This is a genomic window from Pseudomonas sp. ATCC PTA-122608, from assembly GCF_001952855.1.
Classification (GTDB): domain Bacteria; phylum Pseudomonadota; class Gammaproteobacteria; order Pseudomonadales; family Pseudomonadaceae; genus Aquipseudomonas.
The window spans coordinates 1-15,890 of sequence record NZ_LPNO01000003.1; the positions used below are offsets into that span (position 1 = coordinate 1).

A 15,890-nucleotide genomic window follows, 5' to 3' on the forward strand; every position below is an offset into this window, starting at 1 on the left:
AACTCTTCAGTTCAAACATCTTTGGGTTTTTAAGAAACCCTAAACTTGGCTCAGCAATCGTTGGTTACATCTTTGATTTCTCGCGGAGTAACTTGTGATGCTGATAATCTTGTTGACTATCAGTCTGACTCCACAAGCACCCACACGAATTGCTTGATTCAGTTGTTAAAGAGCGGTTGGTTAAGATCTTTCGTCTCAACCGAGGCGCGCATTCTACAGCAGCCTCTGTTGCTGTCAAGCGGTTTTTTTTAAGAAGYTTTCAAAGTTTCCTTTGTAACTTCAACCACTTGCGCTTCCGATCTCTCGTTAGCGGGAGGCGAATTCTACAGCGTTACACGCTGCTGTCAACACCTCTTTTTCTCCGCTTTCGACCGAGAAGATCGAACCGTTAATAGGGCTAAACAACACTGCCTTATTAACTCCTTCTGGGCTTCGATGATCTGAAGCAGCCCGCTGTCGAAACCAACATAACTCTTTGTTTACCAAGGAGTTTTCCGTTTCGACTGCGCCGGAAGTGGGGCGAATTATAGACTTCCAGAATCTGCCGTCAAGGGTTAATTACGCTTTTGTTGCAGAAGATGGTTTTTTAGCAATAAGACGGGGAATCCTGCGCATTACAGGTGGTACACGCAGGACTAGAAGCAGCGCTCCAATAGATGCATAGATAGCCCACTCCTTCAGATCTGCCCGTACGATCCACAACATGTGCAGCAGTCCAAGCCCGAGAATCACGTAAACCAAGCGATGCAGCTTCTTCCAGCGCGTACCAAGCCGCCGCTGGCTGTAGCGGTTGGACGTGACTGCGAGCACTAATAAAGAAAGGAACCCCAAGGCACCGACGATAATGTAAGGCCGCTTCTGCAGCTCGACGCCCAACTGCGACCAATCAAGGCCCAGGATGAAGATGCAGTAAGCCGCAAGATGCAAAACCACATACGCAAAGCACCACAGCCCCAGCTGCCGCCGCACAGCAATCCACCCCGCCCAACCACTGAGCTTCTGCAGGGGCGTCATGCCCAGAGTGACCAGCAGCAAAATTAAGGTCCCAAGCCCGAGCCGATCCATCAGCACCTTCCCCGGGTCAGGCCCCAGAGCAAAACTCCAGGCCTCGTACAACCAGAACAGCGGCCACACCGCCGCTGCTATAAAGACGCTGATGCGCCAAACCGGGTAGCGCATCAATAGCTCTTCCGCAGATCAAGGCCCGTATATAGAGAGGCGACTTCATCGGCGTAGCCGTTGAACATTTGCGTCTCACGCACATTGGGACTGAACAGCCCACTGGGCAAACGCCGCTCCCGCGCCTGAGTCCAGCGAGGGTGGTCGACGGTAGGATTCACGTTCGCATAAAACCCATACTCACTCGCCGCAATGCTTTGCCAGGTGGTTTTCGGCTGTTCGCTGACGAGACTGATGCGCACGATCGACTTCACGCTCTTGAATCCATACTTCCATGGCACCACCAACCGCAACGGGGCACCATTCTGATTTGGCAACTCCCGCCCATACATACCTACCGCCAGGATCGCCAGGGGATTCATCGCCTCATCCAGTCGTAACCCTTCTACATAAGGCCAGTCGATCAAAGCGAAGTTAGACCGCTGCCCCGGCATGCTCTTGGGATCCTGCAGGGTTTCAAAGCGGATGTATTTGGCCTTGGACGTCGGCTCGACGTGCTTGAGCAATTCCGAAATAGGGAAACCTATCCACGGAATGACCATCGACCACGCCTCTACGCAGCGCAGTCGATAGATTCGCTCTTCCAACTGATACGGCTTCATGAAGTCTTCAAGCGCGTAACGCCCGGGCTTGGCGACCTCGCCATCAATCACCACGCTCCACGGTTCAGTCTTCAGAGACCCGGCATTCGCCGCCGGATCACCCTTGTCCGTACCAAACTCATAGAAGTTGTTGTAGTGGGTCGCATCCTTGAACGGAGTGATCGCCTCGTCCTTGACGGTGACCGCCTGCCATTTCGTACCCGGCAGCTTTTCGGCAAACCATCCGGGCGCCTTGCCCGGCTCAACATCCGCGTAACGCGCAGCATCATCCGCACTGGCCCAACGCGGCAGGCTGCTGGCAGCCAGGCCGGCAAGCGCACCACCGAGCAAGCTGCGACGGGAGAAATAGAGGGATTCAGGCGTGACGTCCGATTCTTGGCAATCAGACGCTTTGGGGAACTTGATTAACATGGCAACTCCGCAGCTTTGGAGGACAGATGCACCAATAGACTGCGGAGTATGGGGGAAATTACATTAAGGCAACGTTTTGCGCTGACGAAGATGCAGCAAATACTGCACCGGGCCCGACGCGGCATAGACAAGGAACGCCAACAGCAGGATTCGCGGCGGGTCACTGAAGACCACGGCGAACACCAGCACCACCGCCAGGATGGCCACAAATGGCACGCGCCCCTTGAGGTCCAGCTCCTTGAAGCTGTTGTACTTGATGTTGCTGACCATCAGCATGCCGGCCGCCGCAACCATCAAGGCCACCAGGAATGACATCTTCGAGCCCTGGATACCGTAGTCGCTGAATGCCCAGACAATACCGGCTACCACACCCGCCGCAGCCGGACTGGCCAAGCCAATGAAGTAGCGCTTGTCGGCAGTCCCTACCTGGGTATTGAACCGCGCCAGACGCAATGCCGCGCCAGCCACATAGATGAAGGCGACCATCCAGCCGACTTTGCCCATGTCACCCAGCGCCCAGGCGAATGCAAGCAACGCCGGCGCCACACCAAAGGCAACCATGTCTGACAGCGAGTCATACTCGGCGCCGAAGGCACTCTGGGTATTGGTCATGCGTGCCACGCGCCCATCCAGGCCATCAAGGACCATGGCGACGAAGATCGCAATCGCGGCGAAACCAAAATACTTGCTGGCCCCGGCAGCATCGCCGGCCGCCAATGCACTCTGGGCACTCATGGAATTGATGATGGAGTAGAACCCCGCGAACAGGTTCGCAGTGGTAAACAGATTGGGCAGAAGATAGATGCCACGATGCCGGACTTTACGGCCTTCAGCATCGTGCCCCTCTTCGACATGTTCATCGATCGGTAGCAGGCTTTCGGCGTCAGAGGCCTGGTTTGGCTCTTCGGGACGTTCGCTCATGGACTTTACCTTGCAACGGTGTGAAAAATTTCGACAGAAACTTGCGGCGAGTGTTCGCCCGCAAACGATGCAGCTTTATACCAGAACCTGCCCCGCAAACGAAAAAACGCGGCCTAAGCCGCGTTTTCCCTTGATACGTACGACTTAGTTTTTGGCTTTGTCGACGATCTTGTTGGCACCGATCCACGGCATCATGGAGCGCAGTTGCTCGCCGATGATTTCGATACCGTGAGCGGCGTTGTTACGACGCTTGGCGGTCATCGAAGGGTAGCCGGTTGCACCTTCGCTGATGAACATTTTGGCGTATTCGCCGTCCTGAATACGTTTCAGGGCGTTGCGCATGGCCTGACGGGACTCGGCGTTGATCACTTCCGGGCCAGTCACGTACTCGCCGTATTCGGCGTTGTTGGAGATCGAGTAGTTCATGTTGGCGATACCGCCTTCGTACATGAGGTCAACGATCAGCTTCAGTTCGTGCAGGCATTCGAAGTAGGCCATTTCTGGCGCGTAGCCAGCTTCAACCAGGGTTTCGAAACCGGCTTTAACCAGTTCAACGGTACCGCCGCACAGAACGGCTTGCTCGCCGAACAGGTCGGTCTCAGTCTCGTCCTTGAAGGTGGTTTCGATGATGCCGGTACGACCGCCACCAACGCCAGCGGCGTAGGACAGTGCAACGTTTTTGGCGTTGCCCGAGGCGTCCTGGTAGATCGCGATCAGGTCAGGGATGCCGCCGCCTTTGACGAACTCGGAACGCACGGTGTGGCCCGGTGCTTTCGGCGCGATCATGATCACGTCGAGGTCAGCGCGCGGCACAACCTGGTTGTAGTGGATCGCGAAGCCGTGGGAGAAGGCCAGGGTGGCGCCCTTCTTGATGTTCGGCTCGATTTCGTTCTTGTACAGCGCGGACTGGAACTCGTCCGGGGTCAGGATCATGACCAGGTCGGCAGCAGCAACAGCAGAAGCAACGTCAGTTACTTTCAGGCCGTGAGCTTCAGCCTTGGCAACAGTGGCCGAGCCTTTGCGCAGACCGACAGTCACGTCAACGCCGGAATCTTTCAGGTTGCACGCTTGAGCGTGGCCCTGGGAACCGTAGCCGATGATGGCGACTTTTTTGCCCTGGATGATCGACAGGTCACAATCTTTTTCGTAATAAACTTTCATGAGGTTCCTCTATATATCCAGGCCGTTAGGCCATTCACTAATTGGGTTAGATGCTGAGTACTTTGTCGCCACGAGCAATCCCGGTGACGCCACTGCGTACAGTTTCCAGAATCGAGGCCGTCCCGATCGACTGGATGAAGCTGTCCAGCTTGTCGCTTGTACCGGTCAATTGAACGGTATAAACGCTGGCGCTCACATCGACGATCTGCCCGCGATAAATATCGGTAGTGCGCTTGATCTCGGCGCGCTGGGCGCCCGTTGCCTTGACCTTGACCAGCATCAGTTCACGCTCGATGTGGGCACTTTCCGACAAGTCGACCAGCTTGACCACTTCGATCAGCTTGTTGAGGTTTTTGGTGATCTGCTCGATCACCTCATCATGACCAACGGTGGTCAACGTCAGACGCGACAAAGTCGGGTCTTCGGTCGGCGCCACGGTCAGGCTTTCGATGTTGTAGTTGCGTTGCGAAAACAGTCCGACCACACGTGACAGAGCGCCCGGTTCGTTCTCCAGAAGCAGGGAGATAATGTGCCGCATGATTAGGTACGCTCCGTCTTGTTCAGCCACATATCGCGCATGGAGCCGTCTTTGATCTGCATCGGATAGACGTGCTCGCTGGTGTCGACCTGAATATCGAGGAACACCAGGCGGTCCTTCATGGCGAACGCCTCTTCCATCATCGGCTTCAAATCCTTCAGATCGGTGATGCGCATGCCGACATGGCCATAGGCTTCAACCAATTTGACGAAGTCCGGCAGAGACTCCATGTAGGAATGGGAGTGACGGCTGCCGTAGCTCATGTCCTGCCACTGGCGAACCATGCCCAGTACGCCGTTGTTCAGGCAGACGATTTTCACCGGCAGACCATATTGCAGGCAGGTCGACAGTTCCTGGATGTTCATCTGGATACTGCCTTCGCCGGTGACGCAAGCAACATCGGTATCCGGGAAGCTCAGCTTCACACCCATGGCCGCAGGGAAACCAAAGCCCATCGTGCCCAGGCCACCGGAGTTGATCCAGCGGTTAGGCTTGTCGAACTTGTAGTACTGCGCCGCGAACATCTGGTGCTGGCCCACGTCGGAGGTCACAAAGGCATCGCCCTTGGTCACTTCGCACAGGGTTTCGATCACGGTCTGCGGCTTGATTATGCTGCCGTCGCCCTTGTCGTAAGGGAACAGGCCGCGGTCACCACGCCACTCGTCGATCTGCTTCCACCAACTGGCGACGGAATCCTTGTTCGGGGCTTCGCCGATTTCCTTGAGCGCAGCAACCATTTCGGTCAGCACGCTTTCCACAGGACCTACGATAGGCACGTCGGCCTTGATGGTCTTGGAGATCGATGCCGGGTCGATATCGATGTGGATGATCTTTGCATTCGGGCAAAACTTGCTCGCGCCGTTGATCACCCGGTCATCGAACCGCGCACCGACGGCGAGGATCACGTCAGCATGGTGCATGGCCAGGTTGGCGGTGTAGCTGCCGTGCATGCCGAGCATGCCGACGAACTGACGGTCCGAACCCGGGAATGCGCCGAGGCCCATCAAGGTGTTGGTGACTGGCAGGTTAAGCATCTTGGCCAGTTCGGTCAGCGGTGCAGAACCGCCGCCCAGAATCACGCCACCACCCGAGTAGAGCACCGGGCGCTTGGCCGCCAACAGCATTTCTGCCGCCTTGCGGATTTGCCCCGAGTGCCCGCGAACAGCCGGGCTGTAGGAACGCAGCTTGGCTTTCTTCGGGAAGATGTATTCGAATTTTTCCGCCGGGTTGGTCATGTCTTTCGGGATATCGACCACCACAGGACCCGGGCGACCGGACTGTGCGAGGTAGAAGGCCTTCTTCATGACTTCCGGGATTTCCGAGGCATGCTTGATCATGAAGCTGTGTTTCACGATCGGCCGGGAGATACCGATCATGTCGGTTTCCTGGAATGCATCGGTACCGACCATGGTGCTCGCCACCTGGCCAGAAATGATCACCATCGGGATGGAGTCCATATAAGCCGTCGCGATGCCGGTAATGGCATTGGTCGCGCCAGGGCCGGAAGTCACCAGCACGACACCGGCTTTACCGGTGGCACGGGCGTAACCGTCAGCCATATGGGTAGCAGCTTGTTCGTGGCGAACCAGGATGTGGGTAACAGCCGGTTCCTTGAACAGTGCGTCGTAGACATGCAGCAGAGCACCGCCTGGGTACCCGTAGATATAGTCGACGCCTTCGTCACGCAAAAAGCGGACGAGCATCTCACCGCCAGATAAAAGCTCCACGTTGTTCACCTCTAAAACGCCAGAATACCGTCCGTTAAAAACCGACGGGTCTTAATAGGTTTACTTCTCAGCAGAGCATGAGCGACGGTGGTCGCCGACTACGTCAGCACTGACTGAGCAAGTATTGGGAGCGTCCCAAGTGTTGCGGGATTTTCCCACCCAGCGCGAGGTAACGCGTTGCGGGTGTAACAGGTCGGCGCGGGTGTGCGCCTCATGATCTGCTGAGTGGGTCTGCTTCTGGCAGTCCCTCTACAGCGGACTTTGGATTCTTCTGTTTCAGCCTCTCCAAGTCAAGCAATAATTGCGCTTTTTTCCAACTAAGCGCATGAGAACGTAGAAGAAAGCGGCTTGAGGAGGGATAAAACTCGCCTGAATGGCGCAAAGCGGTAGAAATATGCGCAAGACTGCCGGAAAAACCGGCAGCCAGGCAATTAACGAGCGTCGACGATCAGTTGATCGAACTTTTTCAGCGCAGTCCGTAGGCCAAGGCTCTCGAGCGGACGATCGGCGTAAACCATCTCGGCCATTTCCAGAATCCCCGACGCATTGGGCAATGGCAGGTCCTGCTCAAGGATCTGCTTCATCCGTGTCAGGAAAATCCATTGCAGCCACTGGTGGAAGTCCAGGGTGTCGACGGAAAAGGGTTCAACACTGCTCAAGGCTTCAGCACTGGGGGACACTTCGTCCCACCAGCCCTGCAAGCGCAGTTCGCGCTCGATCAACAACAACTGTTCGGCAATCGCCGGAAAGCGTGCATCCATCAGAGGCTTACCTTGGCTTTTTGCCGAGCCTGGGCAGCGCCGGCGGCATCGCCCTGCTTCTCACGGGCATCACCGATCAAGCCCCACAGGCTGGCCTGCAGATCAGGACGGCCATTGGCCAGGGTCAGGCCACGGCGGGCAAATTGTTCTGCTTGCGGAGCATCGCCTTGGGCCATGCGCACCTGAGCCAGGCGGTAAAGCACTTGTGGCTCGCGAGGCGCTACGCGCTGGGCGCGTTCGAGGCTCGACGATGCGCCGTTCAAGTCGCCACCAGACTGCTGCTGTTGGGCAGTAGTCAGCAACGCCAGCACCGGGCCGTCCAGCTGCTCATCGGCCGACAAGCCACCGGCGCTGCTGGCGGACGGAATCCCGCTTGGCGTCGACGGCATGTTGTAGGTGCCCTGGTTGATTGGCGCCGTTTGAATCGGCGCAGAGTCAGCCGGGCCCGAGGTGCTCGGGCCTGGAGTCCACGACTGAGTACTGATCGGTGCCGAGGTGGCTGCGCCAGCACCCGGGATCATCACCACTACGCCCGAATCCTGAGGCACGGCTTGCGCCTTAGCCTGGGCTGGGCGGTTGGTGACGGTTTGACGGAAGCCGCCATTGGCCGAGATCCGGTCGTTGTTGGATACCGTTGTACTGGAATCCACCACCGGGATAGAACCCCGCTCCACGCTGGCGCAACCACCGAGCAATGCCAAAACTGTAATAGCTGGAATCAACAACTTGTTCACGTGAAACCCTCTTTGCTTAATTCATCCAGCCCTTGACCCAATCCATCACCGATTCAGCGCTCGCGGGTGCACTGGCACCGCACGCTGCACCGGGTGGCGGTTCGCTGCCGCGAATATACGGCATCTGCACCGCGCCCGGACAGTTGGCATCGGAACCCTGTCCGGTATGCGGATCGATCCAGGCCTGAACGATATTGTCCGGCTGCGGCATGTTCAGCGGCAGTGGATCGGCCTTCTTCATGAAACTGGTCCACACCTGCAACGCGCCGGTGGCACCGGTAAACGGCGTCTTGCCGTTGTCGTCGCGCCCCAGCCAGACCACCGCCAGCAGGTCCTGGCTGAAACCTGCGAACCAGCTGTCCCGCGAATCGTTACTGGTACCGCTCTTGCCGGCCAGCGTCAGGTTGGCTGGCAACACGCTGTAGGCCGAGCGCCCCGTACCTTCACGCATAACGCGCTGCATGGCGTTCTGGATCAGGTAGATCGAGGCCGGGTCAAAGCGCTGCTGAATCTGGAACGGATAACGCTTGAGCGGTTCGCCTTCAGCCGTCAACACACTACGGATCCCGCGCATCGGTGTATTGAAACCACCGTTGGCCAGGGTCTGGTACATGGTCGCCACTTCCATCGGGCTCATCGCACCCGCACCCAGCAGCATCGACGGGAACGCCGGGAACTCGCGAGTGATGCCCAGCCGACCAAGTGTCTTGAGAACATTCGGCACGCCCAGCTCAAGGCCAAGACGGGAGGTCGAGATGTTGTAGGAATGCGCCAAGCCCTGGTACAGGAAAATCGTACCGTGGGAGCGACGATCAAAGTTATGCGGCGTCCACATCTGCCCATCGGCACCTTTGACCGACAACGGGTCATCGGACAGCCAACTGGTCAGCGTGTACTTACTCGGTTTTTCCAACGCAGTCAGATATACCGCCGGTTTGACCAGCGAGCCGATCGGCCGCACCGCGTCCAGCGCCCGGTTGAAGCCGGCAAAGCTGGCCTGGCGACTGCCGATCATGGCCTGGACCTCACCGGTTTCCGGGTTGGTTACCACCATCGCGGCCTCGACATCGTCGGAGCCTTTACGGCCTGCCAGGCGTTTGAAGGTGTCATTGACCGAAGCTTCAGCCTTCATCTGCAGGATCGGGTCGAAACTGGTGAAGATCCGCAGGCCTTCCTCGGTCAAGTCTTCGTCGCGGTAGTCTTCACGCAGCTGGCGTTTGACCAGGTCGATGAAGCCCGGGAATGAGCTGTCGGCAAGCTTGCCGCGGGTGGTCACACCCAATGGCATTTTCTTCGCGGCAGCGACTTGTTCAGGAGTGGCGACGCCTTGCTGCTCAAGTACATCAAGTACCAGGTTGCGCCGTTCGAGCGCGCGCTCCGGGTTACGGCGCGGGTTGTAGTAGGACGGCCCCTTGACCATGCCCACCAGCAGCGCCACTTGATGCAGTTTCAACTCGGACAACGGCTGGCCGAAGAAGAACTGGCTGGCCAGACCAAAACCGTGCACCGCACGCTGGCCGTCCTGGCCGACGAACACTTCATTGAGGTACGCCTCAAGAATTTCCTGCTTGCTGTAATGCAGCTCCAGCAGCATCGCCATCATGGCTTCGGTCAGTTTACGGGTCAGGCTGCGTTCGTTGGTCAGGTAGAAGTTCTTGACCAATTGTTGCGTCAGCGTACTGCCGCCCTGGGTCATCTTGCCGCCGGAGGTATTGACCCAAACGGCGCGAGCGATGGACTTCGGTGATACGCCCCAGTGGCTGTAGAAATCCCGGTCTTCTACGGCAATCAGGGTATCCAGCAGGTAAGGCGGCACCTGATCGATCTTGATCAGGATGCGGTCTTCCAGGTTTTTCGGATAAATCCCACCGATCATTAAGGGTTCCAGGCGCACCACCGGCAGCTTCGAACCGTTGAGCGAGGACAGTTCGGCTACATAGTCGCCAGAGAAACGCACGCGCACCGGCTGGGGTTTTTCCAGGCCTTCATAGAACTGGAAGCCGCGGGTGTTCAAGTCGACGGTGTTACCGGAGACGGCAGCGGCACCGGGGCCATTGCTCACGGGTTCGCGGCGATAGCCCAAGGCATCGAGTTCGGTAAGGAAGTCATCCTTGCTCAGCTTCTGGCCGGTGAACAGTTCCAGCGGGCGCGCGTATACCTTGGCCGGAATGGTCCAGCGCTTGCCGGAGAACTTCTCCTGGACCACAGCATCGAGGTAAACCGCGAAGCCGGCGATCACTACAAGCCCTACCAGGCCGAGCTTAAGCGCCCAGCCCAGCCAAGGGCGCAGGCCGCGGGAAGGAGGTTTTTTACGGGAACGGGGAGATCGGGTACGAGTCATGGCGGCGGATTATACGCACTTTATTGATGACCAACATGAGCCGGACAGCGGTTTGCATGACCGTCCGTAGCCGCCATAATGCCCGCCATGAATTTTCCCAGACTCTGAAGGATCGCCCGTGAGCCAGTCCCTGATTGCTGCCCTGCAAAACCCGGCCCTGTTTCCCCATCCGGTGGATCAGTTCCAAGTCATCGAGACCCATATTTCCTGGGTCCTGCTCACGGGTGACTACGCCTACAAGATGAAGAAGCCGGTGAATTTCGGCTTTCTCGATTTCACCACCCTGGAAGCCCGCGGCCACTTCTGCAATGAAGAGCTGCGCCTCAACCAGCGCCTGACCGATGATTTGTATCTTGAAGTGTTGCCAATCACCGGCAGCGCCGAAGCACCACAATTGGATGGCGACGGCCCGGTGATCGACTATGTGCTGAAAATGCGCCAGTTTCCGCAGAGCCAGCTGCTCAGTACCTTGCAAGCCAACGGTGAACTGACCCACGCGCACATCGACGAAATGGCCAGGCAGATCGCGCACTTTCACCTGAACGCCCCGAAAGTCCCGGCCACCCACTCCGCCGGCACCCCGCACGACGTCATGGCGCCGGTGCTGCAGAACTTCGAGCAGATCCGCCCGTTCCTCAGCGACAAGGCCGATCTGGCGCAACTGGATGCCTTGCAGGCCTGGGCCGAAAGCAGCTTCGAGCGCCTAAAGCCCCTGTTCGAACAACGCAAGCTCAACGGCTTCACCCGCGAATGCCACGGTGATATCCACTTGGGTAACGCCACGATGATTGATGGCCACGTGGTGATCTTCGACTGCATCGAGTTCAACGAGCCATTCCGCTTCACCGACGTGTATGCCGACACCGGCTTCCTGGCGATGGACCTGGAAGACCGTGGCCTCAAGAGCCTGGCGCGACGCTTCATCAGCCAGTACCTGGAGCTGACCGGCGACTATCAAGGCTTGGAGGTGCTGAACTTCTATAAAGCCTACCGCGCCCTGGTGCGCGCCAAGGTCGCGCTGTTCAGCATGCCGTCCGAGGCGGACGCGGTGCAGCGTGCTACCACCCTGCGCCAATACCGCAACTACGCCAACCTCGCGGAAAGCTACAGCACTATCCCATCGCGCTTCCTGGCCATCACCCACGGCGTATCGGCCGTTGGCAAAAGCCATGTATCCATGCGCCTCGTAGAAGCATTGGGAGCGATTCGCCTGCGTTCAGACGTAGAGCGCAAGCGCCTGTTCGGTGAGCAGAAGGTCGAGAACACGCCACAGGCCGGGATCTACGCCGCAGACGCCAGCGCCGCCACCTATACGCGCTTGAACGAGGTCGCCGACACCGTGCTGCGCGCCGGTTTCCCGGTGGTACTGGACGCGACCTTCCTCAAGCGTGAACAACGCGACGCTGCAGCCAAGATCGCCGAGGCCACCGGCGCACCGTTCCTGATCCTCGACTGCAATGCGCCACAGGCTGTTATCGCCGCTTGGCTGGCACAGCGTCAGGCGGACAAAAATGATCCGTCCGACGCCACCCTGACCATCATCGAAGAGCAGCAGGCCACCCGCGACCCACTCAGCGCTGAAGAGCTACTGCTGAGCAAACGCGTGGAAACCAATGAAAGCGGTACCCTGGACGCATTGGTGGCACATATCCGCCAGCGCCTGCCGGGCCTGTAAGAAATATTTCTTGGTCGTGTAGCCTTCCGGGGCTCACGGCCGAGTAATAGTGGCACTATAATGGCGTCATAATTCCAACACGGGAGTCGCCATTGTGAGCCATCCGAAGCTACTTGATACCCCGCTGTACGCGCTTCTGCATAAAGATGACATCCGCGGCTTCAACCAGGAGCGTCCGAAAGACGGCCCGATCGATATGCGCGGCGGGGACTTTCGCGGCCTGGACCTGCGCGACCTGAATGCCGAGGGCGTAGATTTCACCGACGCTTATTTCCGCTCCGCCGACTTGCGCGGCCTGGATTTACGCGACTGCCCACTGGAAGGCGCGAGCCTGGCGCATGCCCAGATTTCCGGCACTTATTTCCCCCCTGAGCTGAGCGCTGACGAGATCCTGATGTCCGTCAATTTCGGCACGCGCTTGCGCTACCGTACACGGTAAAACCGCTGTATCGCCTCCCGGCTACGCCCAAGGCGTACCGGGAGCTTCACCCTTTCCTACGCCAAAATCCCCGCCTGCCTTAGAAGCTTTAGGTCGTTGCCGACCAAAGAACTACGCTTTTCCTACTGAGCGCTACACTCCTTTCAGGCTTGCCTGGTCACGATACCCACCGAACCATTCGGCCGTCGCAAGGAGGCTTGATGAATGATGAGCTGCAACACCTGAAAAACCTTGGCAAGACGTCGGCGCAATGGCTGCATGCGGTGGGCATCCACAGTGCGTCCGACTTACGCCGTCTGGGGGCAGTAGACGCGTACCGTGCCGTACGCACCCGTGGCTTCAGGGCATCCAAGGTATTGCTGTACGCCATTGAAGGCGCGCTGATGGATGTGCACTGGAATGACATTCCCGTTGAACGCAAGGAGGCTTTAAACCGTCAGCTGGACGCTCTATCGGCACGCCAAAAGAATTGAGACGGCAACTTGCCCCCACGTTTCAGGGGGTTCCAAACGAATGTTTGAGGAAATTCGAAAAGGTCGCAAAAACAAATGTTGACTCTTAAATGAGAATCGTTATGATTATCACAACTGGTCGCGAGATCAGCCGATAACTGAAAGACCATTGGTTCGGACTCTCAGATTATCTCCTCATCAGGCTAATCACGGTTATTTGACCCGGCTCTTGCCGGGTCTTTTTTTGCCTATGAAAAACTGCGGCGATTTCAGCGTGCAATGATCAACGGATGGCCGCGCTCCGGATGCGGCTGCACCAACACATCCAACCCGAATACCGCCTTCAGCGGCTCAGGCCGCAGCACCTGCACAGGTGTATCCAACGCATGGGGCCGCCCATCCTCCAGCAACAGGATGCGATCACAGTAGCGCGCCGCCAGATTCAGGTCGTGAAGAATCACCAGTACCGCAGCACCACGGTCGGCAAAGGTGCGGATCGCCTGCAAGGTCGTGTGCTGGTGCAGCGGATCAAGCATCGACGTCGGCTCATCCAGCAACAAGGTCTGCCCCGCCTCACCTGGCCAGAGCTGCGCCAGCACTCGTGCGAGGTGCACACGCTGCCGCTCGCCGCCCGACAACGCCAAGTAGCTGCGCCCGCTCAAGTGGCCGACGTCGGCAGCCTGTAAGGCGGCGTTGATGATTTCATCGTCACGCACCCGGCCGGTCTGATGGGGCAAGCGCCCCATGCCCACAACCTCTTCGACGCGAAAGGCAAAGTCCAGGGTCGAGGTCTGCGGCAACACCGCCAAGCGCTGGGCACGCTGCGCTCCGCCCCAGTCCTTCAACTCGCGCTGGTCCAGCCACACACGGCCCTGGTCGGGCTGCAACTCGCCGCATAACGCACCGAGTAATGTACTTTTTCCCGCACCGTTGGGGCCCAACACGCCAAGCACTTCACCTGGCAGCAGGTCCAGGGTGACGTCCGCCAACACGGTTTTGCGCCCACGGCGGATCTGCAGGTCTTCTACTCGCAGCATCAGGCGCGCCCTCGTAACAACAGGTAGAGAAAAAACGGCGCACCGATAAACGCGGTAACAATGCCGATAGGTAATTCCGCCGGCGCCAAGGCCAGGCGCGCCACCAGATCGGCAAACAACAGCAAACTCGCCCCCGCCAACACCGAGGCTGGCAGCAGCACCCGATGATCGGGCCCCGCCAGCAGGCGCACCAGATGCGGCACCACCAACCCGACAAAGCCGATCATCCCCGCCGCCGCCACCGCGGCGCCCACGCCCAGCGCGGTGCAGAACACCAGCTCGCGCTTGAGGCCTTCAACATTAATGCCCAAGTGGCTGGCTTCCGACTCACCCAGCAGGAGTGCATTCAGCGCCTTGGCCCGGCGCGGCAGCCAAAGGGCGACGCCAGCGCTCACCAACAACAGCGGCCATAACCGCGAGTAGCTGGCGCCATTCAGGCTGCCCAGGTTCCAGAACGTCAGGGTGCGCAAGGTGGCGTCATCTGCCAGGTAGGTGAACAGGCCCACCGCGGAACTGGCGAGCGCCGTCAGGGCGATACCCGCCAGCAACATGGTCGCGACATTGGTTTGGCCGTTGCGCCGCCCCAGGCGATAGACCAGCGCCGTCACCCCCAAACCACCGAGGAAGGCACACAACGACAGCAGATACGGCCCGAGGGCATCCGACAAACCGCCAAAAAACGAACCACCGACAATCGCAATCGCCGCGCCCAACGCTGCACCGCTGGAAACCCCGACCAACCCGGGATCGGCCAAGGGATTACGAAACAGCCCCTGCATTGCAACGCCGGAAAGTGCCAGAACTCCGCCAACGGCCAAGCCCAGTAACGTGCGCGGCAGGCGAATCTGCCCGAGGATCAACTCCGCCTGCTCCAGGCCGTGCGCGTCGATGGGCACACCCAACAAGCGCAACGCCGCGCGGAGTGTGTCCATCAACGGCAAGCTGACCGGCCCCAGGGCCAATGACAGCCAGATCGCCAATACGCACAGCAGACTCAAGCCGATAAACAGGGCGCGCGGTTTAACCAGAGTGGTCATGGGGCGGTTTTAGCCTGGGACGGATAGAACCCGGCGGACAACTTCACCAGGCTTTGCGGCAAGCGCGGCCCAAGCCCGCCCACCAGCAGCGTCGGGTCCAGTTCATAGACGCGTCCATTCCTGGCCGCCGGTGTCGAAGCCAGGATCGGGTTCTCCTTGAACAGCGCGGCGCGGGCCGCATCGCCCGTCAGGGCACGATCGGCAAACACCAGCACTTCAGGATTGAGACCCGCCAGGGACTCCACGGAAAACGGTTTGTATCCATTGTGGGTCGCCAAGTTATGGCCGCCGGCCTGCTGCAACATCCAGTCAGCCGCCGTGTCTTTACCCGCAATCAGCGGTTTGCCGCCGGCATGCCCCAGCAGCAACAACACTCCAGGTGCTTTTTGCGTGGTCTGGACCTTGGTCACCCAGTTCTTTTGTTGATCCAGTTGTTGCTGATAGTCGCCGAACAGCTCCGCAGCCTTCGCTTCGTTGCCCAGCAACTTGCCCAAATGCTGAAGGTTACCCTGCAGCGTCGGCAGATCCGGCTCGGCCGAAAACAGCTCCACTTTCACACCAGCATTGCGGATTTGCGCCAATACCGGCGGCGGGCCCATTTCCTCGGTGCCGACCAGGATTTGCGGGCGCAGGCTCAGAATGCCCTCTGCCGACAACTGACGCTGGTATCCAATACTCGGTAACGCCTTGAGGGATTCTGGATGCTGGCTGGTGGTATCCACACCCACCAGCTTTGACTCACCGCCCAGGGCCGTTACCCATTCCGACAACGCACCACCGGCGCTGACCCAACGTTGTGGCAGTTCAGAGGCCTGGGCCCCAGCGTTGACCAGCAGTCCGACAACGAGCGCGATAGCACTGGCACTCAGGCGCAT

General features: G+C 58.7%; 15 protein-coding genes. 3 read left to right on the plus strand and 12 right to left on the minus strand.

Translation table 11 applies throughout. The features are described from left to right. Nucleotides 1-558 precede the first annotated feature (558 nt). The 9 genes from msrQ to mrcB all read right to left on the minus strand — a co-directional run bounded on the left by msrQ (nucleotide 559) and on the right by mrcB (nucleotide 10,375). Complete coding sequence (msrQ, locus tag AU074_RS04640; RefSeq protein ID WP_076013726.1) at nucleotides 559-1,179, minus strand: protein-methionine-sulfoxide reductase heme-binding subunit MsrQ; 621 nt, start codon at nucleotides 1,177-1,179, stop codon at nucleotides 559-561. Beyond that, nucleotides 1,179-2,192: a protein-methionine-sulfoxide reductase catalytic subunit MsrP gene (gene msrP / locus AU074_RS04645; RefSeq protein WP_076013727.1), complete on the minus strand. Its 1,014-nt coding sequence runs from the start codon at nucleotides 2,190-2,192 to the stop codon at nucleotides 1,179-1,181. Before msrP ends, msrQ begins: the two co-directional genes overlap by 1 nt. Before the next feature lie 63 nt (nucleotides 2,193-2,255). Further along, complete coding sequence (pssA, locus tag AU074_RS04650) at nucleotides 2,256-3,113, minus strand: CDP-diacylglycerol--serine O-phosphatidyltransferase (RefSeq protein ID WP_003212123.1); 858 nt, start codon at nucleotides 3,111-3,113, stop codon at nucleotides 2,256-2,258. A gap of 144 nt (nucleotides 3,114-3,257) precedes the next feature. Next, complete coding sequence (ilvC, locus tag AU074_RS04655; RefSeq protein ID WP_007948647.1) at nucleotides 3,258-4,274, minus strand: ketol-acid reductoisomerase; 1,017 nt, start codon at nucleotides 4,272-4,274, stop codon at nucleotides 3,258-3,260. A 46-nt stretch (nucleotides 4,275-4,320) separates the two neighbouring features. After that, nucleotides 4,321-4,812, minus strand: coding sequence for an acetolactate synthase small subunit (ilvN, locus tag AU074_RS04660; RefSeq protein WP_003176102.1), 492 nt, complete (start codon nucleotides 4,810-4,812; stop codon nucleotides 4,321-4,323). A gap of 2 nt (nucleotides 4,813-4,814) precedes the next feature. Next, a complete protein-coding gene (locus AU074_RS04665) occupies nucleotides 4,815-6,539 on the minus strand; it encodes an acetolactate synthase 3 large subunit (RefSeq protein ID WP_076013832.1) in 1,725 nt (574 codons plus the stop codon). Between the two features lie 431 nt (nucleotides 6,540-6,970). Further along, the gene (locus tag AU074_RS04670) at nucleotides 6,971-7,300 is read right to left on the minus strand and encodes a YqcC family protein (protein ID WP_003212129.1); all 330 of its coding nucleotides are present in this window, start codon (nucleotides 7,298-7,300) and stop codon (nucleotides 6,971-6,973) included. Then, a complete protein-coding gene (locus AU074_RS04675) occupies nucleotides 7,300-8,034 on the minus strand; it encodes a M48 family metallopeptidase (protein ID WP_076013728.1) in 735 nt (244 codons plus the stop codon). Before AU074_RS04675 ends, AU074_RS04670 begins: the two co-directional genes overlap by 1 nt. 16 nt (nucleotides 8,035-8,050) lie before the next feature. Beyond that, nucleotides 8,051-10,375, minus strand: a complete 2,325-nt coding sequence (gene mrcB / locus AU074_RS04680; protein WP_076013729.1) for a penicillin-binding protein 1B — start codon at nucleotides 10,373-10,375, stop codon at nucleotides 8,051-8,053. Between the two features lie 118 nt (nucleotides 10,376-10,493). On the opposite strand from mrcB, the gene AU074_RS04685 reads away from it, so the two are divergent. The 3 genes from AU074_RS04685 to AU074_RS04695 all read left to right on the plus strand — a co-directional run bounded on the left by AU074_RS04685 (nucleotide 10,494) and on the right by AU074_RS04695 (nucleotide 12,962). Beyond that, on the plus strand, nucleotides 10,494-12,050 hold the full coding sequence (locus AU074_RS04685; RefSeq protein WP_076013730.1) for a bifunctional aminoglycoside phosphotransferase/ATP-binding protein: 1,557 nt from the start codon (nucleotides 10,494-10,496) through the stop codon (nucleotides 12,048-12,050). A 94-nt stretch (nucleotides 12,051-12,144) separates the two neighbouring features. Further along, entirely contained in the window at nucleotides 12,145-12,489 is a 345-nt protein-coding gene (locus tag AU074_RS04690; protein WP_076013731.1) for a pentapeptide repeat-containing protein, read from the plus strand. A 200-nt stretch (nucleotides 12,490-12,689) separates the two neighbouring features. Continuing rightward, nucleotides 12,690-12,962, plus strand: a complete 273-nt coding sequence (locus AU074_RS04695) for a TfoX/Sxy family protein (RefSeq protein WP_010174414.1) — start codon at nucleotides 12,690-12,692, stop codon at nucleotides 12,960-12,962. Between the two features lie 248 nt (nucleotides 12,963-13,210). On the opposite strand, the gene AU074_RS04700 is transcribed toward AU074_RS04695, so the two are convergent. The 3 genes from AU074_RS04700 to AU074_RS04710 are packed head-to-tail and all read right to left on the minus strand — an operon-like array spanning nucleotide 13,211 to nucleotide 15,890. Next, nucleotides 13,211-13,978, minus strand: a complete 768-nt coding sequence (locus AU074_RS04700) for a heme ABC transporter ATP-binding protein (RefSeq protein WP_076013732.1) — start codon at nucleotides 13,976-13,978, stop codon at nucleotides 13,211-13,213. Further along, complete coding sequence (locus tag AU074_RS04705) at nucleotides 13,978-15,015, minus strand: iron ABC transporter permease (protein ID WP_076013733.1); 1,038 nt, start codon at nucleotides 15,013-15,015, stop codon at nucleotides 13,978-13,980. The genes AU074_RS04700 and AU074_RS04705 overlap by 1 nt, the downstream gene beginning before the upstream one ends. After that, entirely contained in the window at nucleotides 15,012-15,890 is an 879-nt protein-coding gene (locus AU074_RS04710; RefSeq protein WP_076013734.1) for a hemin ABC transporter substrate-binding protein, read from the minus strand. The genes AU074_RS04705 and AU074_RS04710 overlap by 4 nt, the downstream gene beginning before the upstream one ends.

Coding starts and splice junctions, on each gene's coding strand:
- ilvC (WP_007948647.1), bottom strand. CDS start 4,274: ATGAAAGTTTATTACGAAAAAGATTGTGACCTGTCGATCATCCAGGGC.
- pssA (WP_003212123.1), bottom strand. CDS start 3,113: ATGAGCGAACGTCCCGAAGAGCCAAACCAGGCCTCTGACGCCGAAAGC.
- AU074_RS04710 (WP_076013734.1), bottom strand. CDS start 15,890: ATGCGCCTGAGTGCCAGTGCTATCGCGCTCGTTGTCGGACTGCTGGTC.
- msrQ (WP_076013726.1), bottom strand. CDS start 1,179: ATGCGCTACCCGGTTTGGCGCATCAGCGTCTTTATAGCAGCGGCGGTG.
- mrcB (WP_076013729.1), bottom strand. CDS start 10,375: ATGACTCGTACCCGATCTCCCCGTTCCCGTAAAAAACCTCCTTCCCGC.
- AU074_RS04695 (WP_010174414.1), top strand. CDS start 12,690: ATGAATGATGAGCTGCAACACCTGAAAAACCTTGGCAAGACGTCGGCG.
- AU074_RS04700 (WP_076013732.1), bottom strand. CDS start 13,978: ATGCTGCGAGTAGAAGACCTGCAGATCCGCCGTGGGCGCAAAACCGTG.
- msrP (WP_076013727.1), bottom strand. CDS start 2,192: ATGTTAATCAAGTTCCCCAAAGCGTCTGATTGCCAAGAATCGGACGTC.
- ilvN (WP_003176102.1), bottom strand. CDS start 4,812: ATGCGGCACATTATCTCCCTGCTTCTGGAGAACGAACCGGGCGCTCTG.
- AU074_RS04705 (WP_076013733.1), bottom strand. CDS start 15,015: ATGACCACTCTGGTTAAACCGCGCGCCCTGTTTATCGGCTTGAGTCTG.
- AU074_RS04670 (WP_003212129.1), bottom strand. CDS start 7,300: ATGGATGCACGCTTTCCGGCGATTGCCGAACAGTTGTTGTTGATCGAG.